The 15,833-nt window shown below is 40.7% G+C and carries 17 protein-coding genes; 12 read left to right on the forward strand and 5 right to left on the reverse strand.

The window, feature by feature from the left end; translation table 11 throughout:
- Positions 1-84 precede the first annotated feature (84 nt).
- Together MHB45_RS04020 and pepF are read left to right on the forward strand one after the other, a co-directional pair.
- Positions 85-1,293, forward strand: coding sequence for a competence protein CoiA (locus tag MHB45_RS04020; RefSeq protein ID WP_048686547.1), 1,209 nt, complete (start codon positions 85-87; stop codon positions 1,291-1,293).
- Positions 1,294-1,459: 166 nt separating this feature from the next.
- Positions 1,460-3,277: an oligoendopeptidase F gene (gene pepF, locus MHB45_RS04025; RefSeq protein ID WP_048686548.1), complete on the forward strand. Its 1,818-nt coding sequence runs from the start codon at positions 1,460-1,462 to the stop codon at positions 3,275-3,277.
- A 932-nt stretch (positions 3,278-4,209) separates the two neighbouring features.
- Here the strand turns inward: pepF and MHB45_RS04030 are convergent.
- The 4 genes from MHB45_RS04030 to MHB45_RS04045 form a co-directional block, all read right to left on the reverse strand.
- Positions 4,210-5,103, reverse strand: a complete 894-nt coding sequence (locus MHB45_RS04030) for a ClpXP adapter SpxH family protein (protein ID WP_053087428.1) — start codon at positions 5,101-5,103, stop codon at positions 4,210-4,212.
- Positions 5,100-5,504, reverse strand: coding sequence for a globin domain-containing protein (locus MHB45_RS04035; RefSeq protein ID WP_048686552.1), 405 nt, complete (start codon positions 5,502-5,504; stop codon positions 5,100-5,102). Before MHB45_RS04035 ends, MHB45_RS04030 begins: the two co-directional genes overlap by 4 nt.
- A 233-nt stretch (positions 5,505-5,737) precedes the next feature.
- Entirely contained in the window at positions 5,738-6,397 is a 660-nt protein-coding gene (locus MHB45_RS04040) for a lytic transglycosylase domain-containing protein (RefSeq protein ID WP_237766597.1), read from the reverse strand.
- 31 nt (positions 6,398-6,428) lie between these two features.
- The gene (locus MHB45_RS04045) at positions 6,429-7,007 is read right to left on the reverse strand and encodes a CYTH domain-containing protein (protein WP_048686556.1); all 579 of its coding nucleotides are present in this window, start codon (positions 7,005-7,007) and stop codon (positions 6,429-6,431) included.
- Positions 7,008-7,326: 319 nt separating this feature from the next.
- Here MHB45_RS04045 and MHB45_RS04050 point away from each other — a divergent pair, with 319 nt between their 5' ends.
- The 3 genes from MHB45_RS04050 to MHB45_RS04060 are packed head-to-tail and all read left to right on the forward strand — an operon-like array spanning position 7,327 to position 9,723.
- Positions 7,327-7,947, forward strand: coding sequence for a GTP pyrophosphokinase (locus MHB45_RS04050; RefSeq protein WP_034314484.1), 621 nt, complete (start codon positions 7,327-7,329; stop codon positions 7,945-7,947).
- A 49-nt stretch (positions 7,948-7,996) separates the two neighbouring features.
- Positions 7,997-8,791, forward strand: coding sequence for an NAD kinase (locus MHB45_RS04055; protein ID WP_034314482.1), 795 nt, complete (start codon positions 7,997-7,999; stop codon positions 8,789-8,791).
- A gap of 17 nt (positions 8,792-8,808) precedes the next feature.
- On the forward strand, positions 8,809-9,723 hold the full coding sequence (locus tag MHB45_RS04060; RefSeq protein ID WP_048686558.1) for an RluA family pseudouridine synthase: 915 nt from the start codon (positions 8,809-8,811) through the stop codon (positions 9,721-9,723).
- A gap of 93 nt (positions 9,724-9,816) precedes the next feature.
- On the opposite strand, the gene prpE is transcribed toward MHB45_RS04060, so the two are convergent.
- The gene (prpE, locus tag MHB45_RS04065; RefSeq protein WP_048686560.1) at positions 9,817-10,560 is read right to left on the reverse strand and encodes a bis(5'-nucleosyl)-tetraphosphatase PrpE; all 744 of its coding nucleotides are present in this window, start codon (positions 10,558-10,560) and stop codon (positions 9,817-9,819) included.
- Between the two features lie 121 nt (positions 10,561-10,681).
- Between prpE and mgtE the strand changes: the two genes are divergently transcribed.
- The 7 genes from mgtE (at position 10,682) to spoVAC (ending at position 15,830) form a co-directional block, all read left to right on the forward strand.
- Positions 10,682-12,058 (forward strand): magnesium transporter, encoded by a 1,377-nt coding sequence (gene mgtE, locus MHB45_RS04070; protein WP_048686610.1) that lies wholly within the window; start codon positions 10,682-10,684, stop codon positions 12,056-12,058.
- Positions 12,059-12,191: 133 nt separating this feature from the next.
- Entirely contained in the window at positions 12,192-12,965 is a 774-nt protein-coding gene (gene fabI, locus MHB45_RS04075; RefSeq protein ID WP_034314473.1) for an enoyl-ACP reductase FabI, read from the forward strand.
- Between the two features lie 307 nt (positions 12,966-13,272).
- A complete protein-coding gene (locus MHB45_RS04080; protein ID WP_048686563.1) occupies positions 13,273-13,587 on the forward strand; it encodes a hypothetical protein in 315 nt (104 codons plus the stop codon).
- A gap of 11 nt (positions 13,588-13,598) precedes the next feature.
- Positions 13,599-14,171 carry a hypothetical protein gene (locus MHB45_RS04085; protein ID WP_048686565.1) on the forward strand — a complete coding sequence of 191 codons (573 nt, stop codon included), beginning with the start codon at positions 13,599-13,601 and terminating at the stop codon, positions 14,169-14,171.
- 14 nt (positions 14,172-14,185) lie between these two features.
- The gene (locus MHB45_RS04090) at positions 14,186-14,551 is read left to right on the forward strand and encodes a DUF1360 domain-containing protein (RefSeq protein WP_034314467.1); all 366 of its coding nucleotides are present in this window, start codon (positions 14,186-14,188) and stop codon (positions 14,549-14,551) included.
- 293 nt (positions 14,552-14,844) lie between these two features.
- Positions 14,845-15,342, forward strand: a complete 498-nt coding sequence (locus MHB45_RS04095) for a YhcN/YlaJ family sporulation lipoprotein (RefSeq protein ID WP_048686567.1) — start codon at positions 14,845-14,847, stop codon at positions 15,340-15,342.
- A gap of 17 nt (positions 15,343-15,359) precedes the next feature.
- The gene (spoVAC, locus tag MHB45_RS04100) at positions 15,360-15,830 is read left to right on the forward strand and encodes a stage V sporulation protein AC (protein WP_048686569.1); all 471 of its coding nucleotides are present in this window, start codon (positions 15,360-15,362) and stop codon (positions 15,828-15,830) included.
- The last annotated feature ends 3 nt before the right edge of the window (positions 15,831-15,833 follow it).

The following is a 15,833-nucleotide window of genomic DNA, read 5'->3' on the forward strand; positions in this document are numbered from 1 at the left end:
TATGCCGATCAGGCATTTTTTTTTTTGCACATTAAAAGGAATCCTAAGCGAACCAGGCGAATGTAGTGGATGAGGAGGAGATGTATGCTAACTGCGATAAATAAAGATGGGACTTGGATTACCCTCCCTGAAAAGATACCGGCAAACATGATTGATGACTGGAGAAAGTCAGCAGATTATTACTGCCCATGCTGCAAGATGGAATTGACCATCAAAGCGGGAAGTGTAAGGGTTCCGCATTTCGCCCATAAAAATAGTTCTTCATGCCGTGCTTCTTCAGAACCGGAATCCGCCTATCATTTAATGGGAAAAAGAAAATTGTTTCAGTGGTTTTTATCACATGGTTATCATGTGGATCTAGAAGCCTACCTTCCCGAAATTAAGAAAAGGACTGATATTTTAGTGAGGATAGGAGGTAATCGTTATGCGATAGAATTTCAATGCTCAGTTATCCCCGAGGCGGAATTCATGGAAAGGTCAAGAGCCTATCAAAGCATAGGCATTAAACCAATCTGGATCCTCGCTGCAAAAAGCTTAAAAAGGAAAAGCTTTTATGAATTCAGTATATCCCGCTTCCAATGGCTCTTCGTCACCGGCAGCTGTCATCATCCGTTTCTTTGGATGTATTGCCCGGAAACTGATCATTTATCAGTATTGAAGAACCTCACTCCTTTTACCCCTAGAACCGTCTTTGCCGAATTGACAACAGCTTCTCTAAAGCTCCTTCCCCCTAGTCGGGCAGTGCCCCAAAACTGCCTTCGTTTCCCTTTTCTGCCTGTATGGAGATATAAACGAAATGGCTGGTCCCTCCATCGAGTGAAAACAGCACGCAGATGCGATCCTGTTTTCGAAGCCCTATATTTACATCATATTTCACCTGCGACACTTCCAATTGAAGTGGGTGTTCCCGTCAGAGGGATGCTGTTGATCGAAACTGCCTCGATCGAATGGCAGGCATGGTTATACATGGATGTGTTTCAAGAGAAAAGAACAGGGGAAAAGATTTATATGGCTGATATTATCCGCATTTTTAGAAAGCGTTCAAAAAAAGGGGAAATTAAGTTCCGACCGTTGCCATTGCTTCATGAAAAAACCATCGAGTATCCTTTAGATCAATATATCATGCTTTTGGAGCAATTGGGTTATCTAACAAAGCTGGAAGAAGGGGTTTTTAAAGTTGAAAAGGAATTTACCCTTCCCTTCACCAGTGATCAAGCTCAAATTTTGGAAAAAGATTTCTATGATAAGCATAAATTGATGATGGAAAAGGGGAATATCCAGTATAATCAGTGATAACATCTCAATTTATCTTGAATTCAGATGAAATGGCAGGATTATTTTTGTAAATGGAGAAATAGTAATAAGAACTGGGAATTAAACAAAATGAAGCATTGTAGTTTCAATCCGGTTTAATGAGTTAGCCCAATGGCAAGTTTCTATAGAATGGGGAGGAATTTTTATGGCACAGGAAACAAAAACGAATACATTACCTTCAAGAAGTGAAATAGCTCCTGAAGATACGTGGAGACTGGAAGATATCTTCGCAACCGAGGAAGATTGGGAAGCTGCCTTCAAAGCGGTAAAGGAAGACCTCAAGAAAGCGGAGGCACATAAAGGGACATTGGGAGAAAGCGCAGAAAAGTTATTTGCGGCCCTCCAACTTCAAGATGAGGTTTTCGAGAAGCTAGGGAAAGTTTATTCTTATTCACATATGCGCAATGATCAAGATACAACCAATCCATTTTATCAAGGGATGGAGGACCGGGCAAAAGCTTTATACGCACAGGCAGCGGCTGCGTTTTCATATATGGTTCCTGAACTATTGAGTATTGACGAAAGTAAAGTTGAAGGGTTTTTGGAAGAAAAAGAGGAATTGAAATTATATAAACATTCTTTAGAGGAAATTAATCTTCAGAGACCCCATATCCTATCAGCAGAGCAGGAAGAACTATTGGCGAAGGCATCAGAAGTACTCGATGCATCGGGCAATACTTTCGGTATGCTTAACAATGCCGATCTGAAATTCCCGACCATCAAGGATGAAGAGGGAAATGAAGTGGAAATTACTCACGGAAGGTATATCAGATTTCTTGAGAGTGAAGATCGCCGTGTACGTGAGGAGGCATTTAAAGGGGTATACAGCAAGTATGGGGAGTTCCGTAATACATTTGCTTCAACCCTGTCAGGTGAGGTGAAAAACCACAATTTCAATGCCACGGTTCGAAAATATGATTCAGCACGCCAAGCGGCGTTAAGTAATAATAACATTCCGGAGACCGTTTACGATAATCTCGTTAAAACGGTCAACGACAACTTGCCATTACTGCACCGTTATCTTGATTTACGTAAAAAGGTACTGAAATTAGATGAACTTCATATGTATGATCTATTCACTCCTCTTGTTAAAGAAGTGAAGATGGAAGTGACATATGACGAGGCCAAAGATTATGTCCTTAAAGGTCTTGCTCCGCTAGGGGAGGACTATTTGAACGTTTTGAAAGAGGGGTTTGAAAACCGTTGGGTCGATGTGCATGAGAACAAAGGGAAACGAAGCGGTGCCTATTCTTCGGGTACATACGGGACGAACCCTTATATTCTAATGAACTGGCAAAATAACGTCAATAACTTATTCACGCTCGTTCATGAGTTTGGGCATTCGGTCCATAGCTACTATACACGTAAACATCAGCCATATCCATACGGGAATTATTCAATATTTGTAGCGGAAGTTGCATCGACTTGTAATGAAAACCTGTTGAATGATTATTTACTGAATTCGATCGAAGATGAAAAGAAACGCATCTATTTACTGAACCATTACCTGGAAGGTTTCCGTGGCACATTGTTCCGACAAACGATGTTTGCAGAGTTTGAACATACCATTCATTTAAAAGCTCAAAACGGGGAAGCGTTGACGGCGGATATGCTTACTAAGGAATATTATGAGCTGAACAAGAAATACTTTGGCGAGAACGTGACCATTGATGAAGAAATCGGTTTGGAATGGGCTCGTATTCCACACTTCTACTATAATTACTATGTTTATCAATATGCAACTGGAATCAGTGCAGCAACAGCATTGAGCAAGCAAATCCTTGAAGAAGGAGAGCCTGCTGTCAAAAGGTATCTGGAGTTCTTGAAATCAGGAAGTTCCGATTATCCGATTGAAGTACTCAAAAAGGCTGGCGTCGATATGACAAAAGCCGAGCCTGTACAAGAAGCCATGAATGTATTCGAAGAAAAATTAAATGAGTTGGAAGATCTTTTGAATAAATAGGATGTGGAAAGGACCCGAACACTTCGGGTCCTTTTCATCTTTATCTGGATGTCCGTCATAATCCTTTAAAACGGTTTCTCTGATTTAAGCTATGAAGAATTATGAACAAAACAAAAAATAAAATAGGGGAGGTAAAATACAGAGGAATGAGGTCCATGATACCGAGTAGCTGGACAAATAGCGACCCTATCAAGAGTATGAGTAGAATAAAGCCTTTCAATTTGGTCACCTCCAACCTGGCAGCAGTAAAAACTCATCTGCTCATTATTAGATAGTATGTTTTAGAATAAGCAGTATTCTAAGAATATGACAATAATGTGAAGTCGCGCACAAAGTTCTTGCAAATAAGGTGTGTAATCTGCTATAGTACAGATATAGAAGTTATCACATCCCAAACATATACCCCTTTGTTTGTTCGTCGTGAAATTTCTCCCATCCCCTTAATCGTATAAATAGGTGAAAACCCCAGCAAATTTCGTGATTTGCCGGGGTTTTTCATGTGCATGAAATATAATGGCACCGGTAGTAATAAAAGTTGAATGTAAGCTGAATTAATAAAAAGAAATGTTTAGTTATTATTGTGACGCATTTCACAAATAGACTCAATCCCATACTAAATCAGCTATCAAAACACGTATGGCCTAAAAATTAAAACCGTCTCTTATTTAGCTATATATACCAGAAAGGATAATAAAAGACGAAAAATATATATTGTGAACAATTTGTGAAAAGTTACACATATGGTTGAAACATAAATGGGTTATCTGTTATATTATATATTGTGAAGTGAATCACAAACAAACTTATACCCCTTTGTTTGATCGTGAAAAATTTCTCCCATCCCCTTATTTCTTATAATAAAAAACCATGCAATCTTTTGATTTGCATGGTTTTTCCTTTTTAATATATAACAAACAAAGAAGCAGTCAAATTCATGACTGCTTCTTTGTGTATCTCCAGAACGTTCCGTATTTAGCAGGAATTTTCTCTGCCAACTGTTTTAAAACAAGCTTTTTCATTTCCAACTCGACGGTATTCTTACTCATATTATAAACCGTTTCAATCTCCTTTGTGGCCACTAGTTTGAAACAGCTAAGAAATTCTTCGAGAGAGGGAGGGGGTGCGGGGGCTGGAAGACCATTCAGCATATCTTCTAAAATTTGAACATATACCTCGTAGGAATAGACACCTGAAACCTTTATTCCCTCTTCTTCAATATTTTGATTGAAAAAGACAAGGGAAGGTATTTCAGTCACTTCCATTTCACTTGTGATTTTCATGTCACATTGAAAGCCTTTGGCTGCACTGGAAGAATTGATGTCATAAAGGAATTCCTCCACATCCAAACCGACCATTTTGGCACATTCGGTCAAGACCTCGATATTGGATATATCCTTTTTACCTATGAATACATATTCTTGAAGCTGCCTTAAAAAGCGAATGGCCAATTTACGGCCCTGCAATTCCGCTGCCTTTATTGCGATGGAAGCTGTATATGGAGAAGAGATTGGGTTTTCAGACCAAAGGCTCCCGTCGCAGGACATTCCCGAGCGGCTGGCTGTCTTTTCCCAAACTTGAGCAAGGTTTTCATAATTTTTATTTTTCCCCATATTAAGAGTATCGATTTTACCGCTTAAAACATGGCGTAAACTGAACAATTGGCCATATTCTATCTGTAATTTCCTAATAATTGGTTCTAAGCCCCAGCACTCGGGACAAAGCGGATCAACAAAAACATAAATTTCAATTGGCTTTTTTCCTATATCATAGCAATGCTGCGTCTTGATCCAATCGGAAATATTGAAAACTGGTTTTTGTGCGCTCAACTGCCTTCTCCTTTCCCGTCAGTTCCGGATGTATTGATCATATGCTGTGCCGTCAAATAGAGGCGGTGATAGAAAAACTCCCTAATCTCACCTTCAAGGCCAACTTCGTCCATGGCTTGATACATGCATGAGAGCCATGCTTTCGCACGTTCTGGTGTGATTTCAAAAGGTATATGTCGAGCCCGCAACATAGGATGGCCATGCTCTTCGGTATATAAAGAGGGACCGCCTAAATATTGAGTCATAAATTGTTTTTGCTTACGGACCGTTTCAGTTAAATCGTCAGGGAATATTGGCTGCAGATCCGGGTGTTGACTAACGTTGGAGTAAAACACATCAATTAATTTGTGTAATTGCCCTTCTCCAATTAATTCATATGGTGTAGGGTTCCCTTGCATCATGTTGATTACTCCTTTTAAAGAAAGATGGTTGATATTTATTCATATTTTATCAATGACGTACTGATATAACAAATATATAGCTTAAAGAAAATTTTACATCTGTAGTATGACACAGGGAAATGAACGAAGATGACAGCATTTGAGGAGCTTTACCATTTGTTCAGGGTGCGTGGAAGAAGCATATATAGACATGAAAAAACTGACCCATCATAAATAAACAGGGTCAGCTTGCTTTAGCTTGAAAATGTGCCATAAACTTTTTGGACATAGTTCTGAGTTTCTTTAAAAGGAGGGATGCCGTTATATTTATCGACATTTCCTGGCCCGGCATTATAAGCAGCAAGGGCAACCTGAATGTCCCCGTCATAACGTGCCATCATTTGACTTAAATATTTACTCCCGCCCATGATGTTTTGTTCTGGATCGGTTGCATCATCCACCCCAAGGCTTTTTGCAGTTTCTGGCATTAACTGCATAAGGCCTGTTGCACCCGCATAACTGGTGGCTTCAGGGTTGAAGTTCGATTCTTGTTTAATGACAGACTTAATCAGTTTTTCCGGGAGATTATATAAACTTGCCGCCTGGCTGATGATATGATCATAGTTTGTTGCGTTTTCGCTGCTCTGATTGTTAGCGTGGGCAGTGGAAATCGGGTTGATGTTCATGGATGTCAGGCCGATGGGTTGAAGAAAGGACTTCTTCGCTTCCGTTTCCACATTGGATAATAAGGAACCCAATGTCTGCGAAGTGCCTTCTAGAGCATCACCCGAAACCAATGCCGAGAGCATGTCCTGGAAAAGGGATCGAGATGAATTTGTATTTTTGATGTTGCCGTTCGTGAATTGCTGGATTGCCTGCAATTTCATAAACGTTTTGAAATCTTGGATTTTCAAACTCTCCACCTCCGAATGGGTTCAAACAGGATTATTTTTGGAATTTGGCACGATAAAACCTCTTAACCTTATTTTCGGTTTCCCTTACCGGAATTTGAAGGGTTTCAAGGAGGGTCAGGAAGTTTTTTTTCCCGGCTTTTGCATCCGACACTTCATATTCAAGCTCAAAGTCTTCTTGGTTCAAATACGAACTATGGTCTAAAACGAGCAGGCCCTCTTTGTAAGGAAATTCAAAACGGTCTGTCTGTAGTGTCCCAAAGCAGGTAAATTCTTTTGGATCAATTCCGCACTCGAGGATAAGATGTCGGATCTCGCCATCAGGGAATATGTTATGTTTCAGGAAGCCATATGCGGTTTCTTCAGGAATATCTTGATTCGTTTCCAATAATCCTTCTGTAGCGGGCTGTTTTAAAGTCAGCTCGTATCGCCCATTTTTCTCCCTGATCCTAAGTGCAGAGTCTTGCTGTTTCAAAGAGAATCCAAGTGTATCGAAGTAATGGTTTTTCTGTGTTTTAAAGTTCGATGCCCCGACATGAAAGTATTCGATCAGTTGACGAAATTCTTTTTCGCTTAAGAGGTTTTTAAATTCAATTTCAATATGCTGGTTCATGTGTCCCATCCTTTCACGCTGATTCTTAGGTTAATCATATAAGAACCATTCCAGCTGTCAAATTGAATTCAATAATTTTTTGCTATTGTACTTGAATTTTTAGGAATCAATTGCAGGATATGATAAAATATAAACGTTGAGCACGAGAATTGGTCAATCGTATATATAGAAATTTAATACATATTCTTTGCTAGAGAAAGATTTAATAGGATCCTGTGGTGAATTGGCATAAAGTCATTTGGCTGCTGGGTTTAGGAGAGCGTTCTGCCCATACCAGAGTTGAACAGGCGCTTTTTAGATAGATATAGGTGGTGTGGCAATGGAGAGTTGGGACGATTTCTTGGCGCCTTATACTCAGGCTGTCGAAGAATTGAAGGTTAAGCTAAAGGGTTTACGGAAACAGTTTGAGAGAGAGAATATTCACTCACCTATCGAATTTGTAACAGGCAGGGTAAAGCCGATTGTCAGCATATTGGATAAGGCGAGCCTAAAGGACATTCCCATTGATAAATTGGGAACTGAGATCCAGGATATTGCAGGGCTTCGCATGATGTGCCAGTTCGTGGATGATATCGAACAGGTGGTTGAACTTTTACGAGGTCGAAATGACTTCGAAATAGTCGAGGAGAGGAATTATATCTCCCATAAAAAAGCTAGCGGCTATCGTTCTTATCATGTTGTAATCCGCTATCCGGTCCAGACGATACATGGTGAAAAGAATATCCTTGCCGAAATTCAAATCAGGACTCTTGCGATGAATTTTTGGGCGACGATTGAACATTCTTTAAATTATAAATATAAAGGCATTTTCCCGGAGGATATTCAACTGCGACTCAAACGTGCAGCTGAAGCTGCCTTCCTGCTTGATGCAGAGATGTCGCAAATCCGTACGGAAATCCAGGAAGCACAGCGTCTTTTTTCCCGGAAGAAAGATTCTTGAACAAATAAATGGGTAAACGAGAAGAAATCTAAATTGAAGGTGGGATTACATGAAATTTGCGATTACGTCAAAAGGAGATGCGAAATCGAATACTTTAATGCAAAGGATGCGAACGTATCTTCAGGACTTTCATTTGGAATATGACGAAGATCAGCCGGATATTGTCATTTCTGTCGGTGGTGATGGCACTTTATTATATGCTTTTCACCGTTATAAGAATCGATTGGATAAAACCGCCTTTGTTGGAGTACATACAGGACATCTTGGGTTTTATGCAGATTGGACCCCTGATGAAATCGAAAAATTGGTGATAGCTTTAGCCAAAACCCCATTTCAAATAGTGGAATATCCACTGCTCGAAACGATTGTCCGTTATCAGCATGGAGGACGGGAAAACAGATTTTTGGCTTTGAATGAATCGACAGTCAAAAGTGTTGAAGGGACGCTCGTAATGGACGTTGAAATACGCGGCCAGCATTTCGAGACGTTCCGTGGAGATGGTTTATGCATTGCGACGCCATCTGGAAGCACGGCGTATAATAAGGCGCTTGGCGGGGCCATCGTCCATCCATCAATCGATGCCATCCAGATTACCGAATTGGCATCCATTAATAACCGGGTGTTTAGAACGGTAGGATCTCCACTTCTGCTGCCGGCACATCATACATGTATGTTCAGGCCGGTCAATGCGGTCAATTTTCAAATTACGGTCGACCATTTGTCCTTGCTTCAGGAAAATGTAAAGTCGATACAGTGTCGGGTGGCAGATGAAAAGATCCGATTTGCCAGATTCCGCCCTTTTCCTTTCTGGAAAAGAGTGCATGATTCATTTATTGCTAATTAAGGAGATAGACACACCTCATGTCAAATCAAAACTTTTCTTTGACCTGGTCGGTAACTGAAGAGGATTCTGGCTCTTTATTGCGAGAGTTTCTCAGCAAATGCGATATTTCAAAACGAGCATTAACGGATATTAAGTTTAAAGGTGGATATATCCGGTTGAACGGCGAAGAAGTAACCGTAAGGGAACGGATTGAAACAGGTGACACCGTCACCGTCATATTCCCGCCGGAGCAGGCAAGCGAAGGCCTTTTACCGGAACCGATCCCCCTGAATGTCAGGTATGAAGATGAGTTTGTATTGGTGGTGGCCAAGCCCCCTTTCATGAATACCATTCCTTCCCGCGAGCATCCCAACGGCAGTCTGGCGAATGGCTTGGCGGGTTATTATAGGAAGACGGGAGTACAGGCGACGATCCATATAGTTACACGTCTTGACCGGGACACATCAGGTCTGGTTTTAATTGCCAAGCACCGGCATATCCATCACCTATTAAGTGAACAGCAAAAATCAGGACAGGTTAAACGGAGATACCAAGCCATAGCTGAGGGGATCGTTGAAGGACCTGTAGGAGAGATAGTGGCGCCAATCGGACGAAAATCGACCAGCATCATTGAACGGGAAGTTAGGGAGGATGGCCGGCATGCCTGTACCCTATTTAAGGTATTGGCACACACAGAGTCCCATACATTCCTTGATTTGGAACTCCAAACAGGGCGTACACATCAAATCAGGGTCCATATGGCGCATATTGGTCACCCGCTTGCTGGTGATGATTTATATGGAGGGAACAGGAGAGGTATACCTCGCCAAGCCCTGCATTGTTTTGAGTTGAAGTTTTTACATCCTTTCACAAAGAAGATGATGTTGTTTCAAGAAGAGTTGCCAGAAGATATGTCCCGTTTGCTCGATGGAAGTAAAGAATGGGATTCCTGATTTTTATAACGGGGCACATTAAAACGAATGATTCAAGATTTTGTAAAAAAACATAGACGCAAAAAAACTCACCAAGATGGCGAGTTTTTTTGGTTAATCAAAAGATGTCCTGAATTTTTCCGCTATATATGGCATCGTTGAAGGCACCTCTTGAAGATCCATTTCGGGATAACGGACAGCCGTCAGTTTTCCACCGAAGACGCAGCCTGTATCAATATTGTATGTATGATTGACTTGTCTAGCTTCAGGGACAGGTGTGTGGCCATATACGATCCAAGGTTCCCCTTTGTATGATTTGGCCCAGTCTTTCCTGACCGGAGACCCATCCGGATGTTTGGAGCCATTTATATCACCATAGAGGACAAAGGTTTTTACTTTACTGCTATATTGACCAATATAGTCACTGCGAATTCCTGCATGGGCAATGATCAATCGCCCTTCATCCATGATTTGATAAAGTGGGGAACGTTCATATAGATCCATGAATTTTTTTCGGATTTTCTTCTGCTCCCGACTGTTCAGTGATTCATATTCAGCTACAGTAGTTTCTAAACCGTGTGATATTTGTACTTTATTGCCTGAAAAATAACGATACAATTTATTGCAGTGGTTACCTGGGGCATACCTTGCTATATTTTGGTTAATGACTAATTCATGGACAACCTCGATTACCTGAAGGGAATTGGGGCCGCGATCGGTTAAATCCCCTACAAAGCCGAGAATCCTTCCAGAGGGATGTACAGGAACCCCAGTCTCCCATGTATAGCCCATTTTTTCGGTCAGCTGCCTGAATTCAGCGAAACATCCATGAATGTCCCCTATGATATCGATGTTCATTTGACACATCCTTTGTTTGTTTTGTATATGTTTATGGTATTAGTATAGTATTATTTAAAAAATAAAATATAAACGAGGAAATGAAAAAATATGTTTTAGGAGGTGTATGGTTATGGAGGAGATGAAGGACCGGGAGAGGGAACGGGAGAGTAGTCAAGTGAATAACGAGTTTTTGCTTGAAGCGCTTAAAACGGAAAATCTAGATCAGTTTCGTACGGAGTTCCTTGAAATGCACCCTTATGATCAGGCTCAATTTTATACAAGCTTGTCAGATGAATTCAGATCCGTCATTTACACATATTTGTCACCGGAAGAAATGGCGGACCTTTTTGAGAATATAGAAATAGATGAAGAGGATTACGAAAGCCTGTTGGCCGAAATGAATCCTTCTTACGCAGCTGATATGCTTTCCCATATGTATGCGGATGATGCTGCTGACGTCCTGAATGAAATCAATGATGAGCAGGCCGTCAGCTATTTGACCATCATGGATGATGAAGCGGCAAGCGAAATCCAGGAACTTCTGAATTATGAGGAATCTACGGCAGGAAGTATCATGACGACAGAGTTCATTGCCATTGAAGCAAATGAAACGGCTCGATCAGCCATGCAGATCTTAAAAAGGGAAGCTCCGGATGCGGAAACGATATATTATGTGTTCGTTACCGATCAGGATAAGAAGCTGCTTGGTGTTTTGTCGCTCAGGACTTTGATCATAGCAGATGAAGATGCTTTAATTGGTGATTTAATGGATGACAGGGTAGTTTCCGTACCTGTATCTGAAGACCAGGAAGAGGTGGCACGAAAAATAAGGGACTATAACTTCCTTGCCGTGCCGGTCGTCGATTTCCAAAACCATTTGTTAGGGATTATTACGGTTGATGATATCATTGATGTCATGGATGAAGAGGCATCGGATGATTATTCAAAACTCGCCGGTATATCTGATCTGGATCATGTTGATAAGAGTCCATTTTCAGCTGCAAAAAAACGGCTGCCATGGTTGGTCATCCTCTTGTTCTTAGGCTTGCTGACTGCGAGTTTGATCGGGCGATTCGAAGAGACACTAAGCCAAAAAGCGATTCTGGCTGTATTTATTCCATTGATTGGCGGCATGGCTGGAAATACAGGAACACAAGCATTGGCAGTAGCGGTCAGAGGAATCGCAACAGGTGAATTAGAACAGGAAAGCAAGTGGAAACTAGTCCTTCGAGAGGCTGGAACTGGCCTTATTATTGGTCTGACATGCGGAATTGCCATCATTTTCATCGTCTATTTTTGGCAAAAAGATTTAATGCTGGGTTTATTGGTCGGTATTTCAATTTTCATAACTCTGATCGTTGCCACACTTGCCGGTTCAATCGTCCCGCTTCTCATGCATAAAATGAAAATCGATCCAGCAGTAGCTTCAGGTCCTTTCATTACAACTATAAATGACCTTATCAGTATTCTTATTTATTTCGGATTAGCAACATTATTAATGGGCTATTTACTATAAGTCAAAGAAGGCCCTCCTGGAGGGTCATTCCCAGAGGACTTTAGAAAACGGTGTTTTTATCAAAGGAAATTTGATATACTGTCATTAGTAGCAGGTACTAATAACTTGTATTAAAAATAGGAGGTCACATACGATGACTTTTTCATTAGAGGGAAAAACGTTTGTCATAATGGGTGTTGCGAATAAAAGAAGTATTGCTTGGGGAGTTGCCCGTTCCTTACATAAAGCAGGTGCAAAGATGATTTTCACTTACGGAAAAGACCGTACGGAAAAAAGCGTTAGGGAACTATCTTCTACATTGGAAGGGGAGCCCTCCATCATTTTACAATGTGATGTAACGAAGGATGAAAGCATTGAAAAATGTTTTGCGACGATTAAGGAAGAAACAGGTATCATTCATGGCGTGGTACACAGTGTCGCATTCGCTAACAAGGAAGAACTGGACGGTGAGTTCGTCAACACGAGCCGTGAAGGGTTCTTGCTTGCCCATAATATCAGTTCATTTTCTTTAACGGCTGTAGCTAAAGCGGCGAAAGAAATCATGCCGGAAGGCGGCAGCATCGTCACAATGACGTATCTTGGCGGTGAGCGGGTCATGCCTAATTATAATGTAATGGGAGTGGCTAAGGCTTCACTTGAAGCCAATGTCCGTTACCTGTCAAGTGATCTTGGCAAAGATAACATTCGAGTGAATGCTATTTCAGCGGGACCTATCCGTACCCTATCCGCAAAAGGTGTTCGCGACTTCAATACCATTTTAAAGAAGATTGAAGAAGAAGCACCGCTTCGTCGTACAACGACTCCAGAAGAAGTAGGGGATACGGCAGTATTTTTATTAAGTGACATGTCCCGCGGGATTACCGGGGAAAATATCCATGTGGATTCTGGTTACCATATAATCGGATGACAGTAAAAGAAGGGGACCGATATCGGTCCCCTTTTTTATCGATTTTCCACTCCTCAGGAATCTTTAATTGCTGCATCCTCATTTGAAATCTATCCGATTTTTTCATCTTCAAATGTTTTAGTTTTCTCCAAAAATGCCCAGAATATCCAAGCTTGGTTTGATGTCCTTTTTTGAAGGAGTGTCACATCTCCAGCATAAAGAAGGGTGAGTTTCATATAAATGATACATAGAGCGGATATTCATTGTTTGCGAGAATCGGCATAAAGCTGCTTTCAACCCTATTCTAGAAAAAGAAGGAGGGGATTTCATGGACATGGAAAAAGTTGGTGTGCCTTGTGCTGATGGAAAACAAACCATACAAAATACGCTGAAGAGACATATCAATTTACATGAAAAAAATATCAGCACTTCATATACCGCCGAGGAATTGGTGGAGCTATTGTCCCGACTTCCAGCCTTTGCACCTAAGCCTGTTTGTAAGTTCATCATCAATGACCGTACACTATTCGGGAAATTGGAACAAAAAAAAGAATCCAGTTTGTTCATAAGGCATAAATTCGGGAAAAAAGTTGTCCAATACCAAATGGAACAGCTGCAGTCCGTGGATATTTTGAAATATTAAGGAGGGTTTTCATGTCAGAGAAAAATGGCGATAAGGAATCCAAACCACTTATATATGTCGATCAAGCAAAAATATCAGATCTGCGTGGAAATATGCAAAGTGATTTTCGAACGAAAAAGGCTAAACCTCAAGACAGCGCTGAGCCGGAACTTCAGGAAGAAGCCGAGCATAAAGAAGAAAAAATCGAACAGGTCAAACGCGAATTTGGTGTTTATGATGCCATGATGGAAATTGAAAAAGAGATTACGGGATTAAGGAAAATCACGGAAGAATATGTCCCTGAGCAAGCTCCGGTTGAAAAAATGGATGATCCTGAACAAATAGAACAGGAAAATGAAAAGCCAGTTAAGAGAAAAAGGAAAAAGGTGGAGAAGAAAGAATCTTCCCGTGACATCATTTCCCGCCTATCCAATCATCAAGGTTATCCAAAACCATTATGTGAGGCTGTAATTAACGGAGAAAAGCTTCGGTTTCATGTGTTGGGCATGAGAGGGGAATCAGTTAAAATTAAAAGAGGGAACCATATCCGTTTCGTGGGTCTGCCGGATATTATCGATGCCAAAATAATTGAAGAATCCAAGTGAAGGAGCAATATTAAATGTTTCCCCCACAAAGTGAATTTACCTTATTTATCATATTAGGCTTGGCTTCCTTCAGGCTGACACGCTTGATCGTTTTCGATAAAATCATGGAGCCGCTGCGCAGCCCCTTTTTTAAAGAGATAGAGGAAAAAAATGAAGAAGGAATTGTGGAAATATTTTTAATGCCCAAAGAAAAGGGTCTGCTGGGGTGGATTGGTCAATTGCTAAGTTGTTTTTGGTGCGTGGGTGTCTGGGTCAGCCTTTTTCTGGTTTTCCTTTATATCCAACATTGGTTTATAGGCGACGTACTGATATTAATCCTTGCCGTTGCAGCAGTAGGAGCGATAATTGAGGTCATAATCAGTAAAATTATGGACATTTGATTGGAAACAACTTGTCTAATCATTCATATAGTATGATATAGATCTTAAAGGAGGAGTTTTGAATTGAATCAGAAACAGAATAATCCATGGGCATATGCAAAACCGATAAAAAAAGATCAGCCAATCAAAATCAAGAAAGATTGTGGCTGTAATAATAACAATAAAAATAAAGGCTATTGAGTGAAAAAACCTTTCCATTTTGGAAGGGTTTTTTTATTTCCTAATCCTACCATTCATAAAAAAACCGTTAAACAAGAAAATAACAATAGAACGATAAATTAGGATGTGATTCTATGTTCAGACAAGGAAGATATTTTAAGGGAAGCTGGCTGATTTTTATAGTTGTTTTGTGTGTACTTACGGCGTGCAGCAATCAGAATGATGGAAAAACGGAGAATTTTGCGATGATTAAACGTACGAATCCTGAACCGATGGATATCATTAATGGGATGGATGAAAAGGATGAAAAGGGACTGATCTCAAAGGTCAAGGAAACAGTTGCTAATGAAGACACCATCTATGACGTGATCGTCGTGAAAAACGACAAAAAGATTATCGTCGCTTATAAAGTTAAGCACTTACAACGTTTTCATATGAAGAAAATTGAAAAGACTGTGACTGAAAATCTGGAAGAGAAGTTTCCCAAAAATGATTTTATCGTATCTAGCGATTATAAAATCTTTTTGGAATCGGTAAGGTTGAACGAGTTACTTAAGAAAAAAGATGTACCCGAGAAAAAGGCAAGGAAGAAGTTCAAGGAAATTGAAGAACTTCAAAAAGAATTAATTTAGAAGAGAGGTTCAGCAATATGAGCGGCAAGGATAAAACGACCCCAATACAGGATGCGTATCAGCAGCTCCAAGGGAAGCATGAAATTAAAAGACCGATAGTGAAGAATTGTTTGAAGGCCTTTTTAGTAGGTGGTATTTTCTGTATAGTGGGACAAGCCATTTCCTACTTCTATATTTATTTTTTTAACTTTACGGAGCAGACAGCAGGAGGTCCGACAACGGCTACCATGGTGTTTCTGGCGCTTTTGATGACCGGTTTCGGGTTTTACGACCGCATTGGCCAGTTTGGGGGGGCAGGGAGTGCCGTCCCTGTCACTGGGTTCGGTAACGCAGTCATTTCGGCAGCAATCGAACATCGGACAGAAGGTTTTGTACTTGGAGTTGGATCCAATATGTTTAAATTGGCCGGATCGGTCATTTTATTTGGAGTATTTTCAGCCTTTGTCGTGGCGTTGATAAAAACGATTTACCTAATGATTGGAGGCTAAGCG

Source organism: Peribacillus sp. FSL K6-5616 (assembly GCF_038008245.1).
GTDB classification, from domain to species: Bacteria; Bacillota; Bacilli; order Bacillales; family DSM-1321; genus Peribacillus; species Peribacillus frigoritolerans.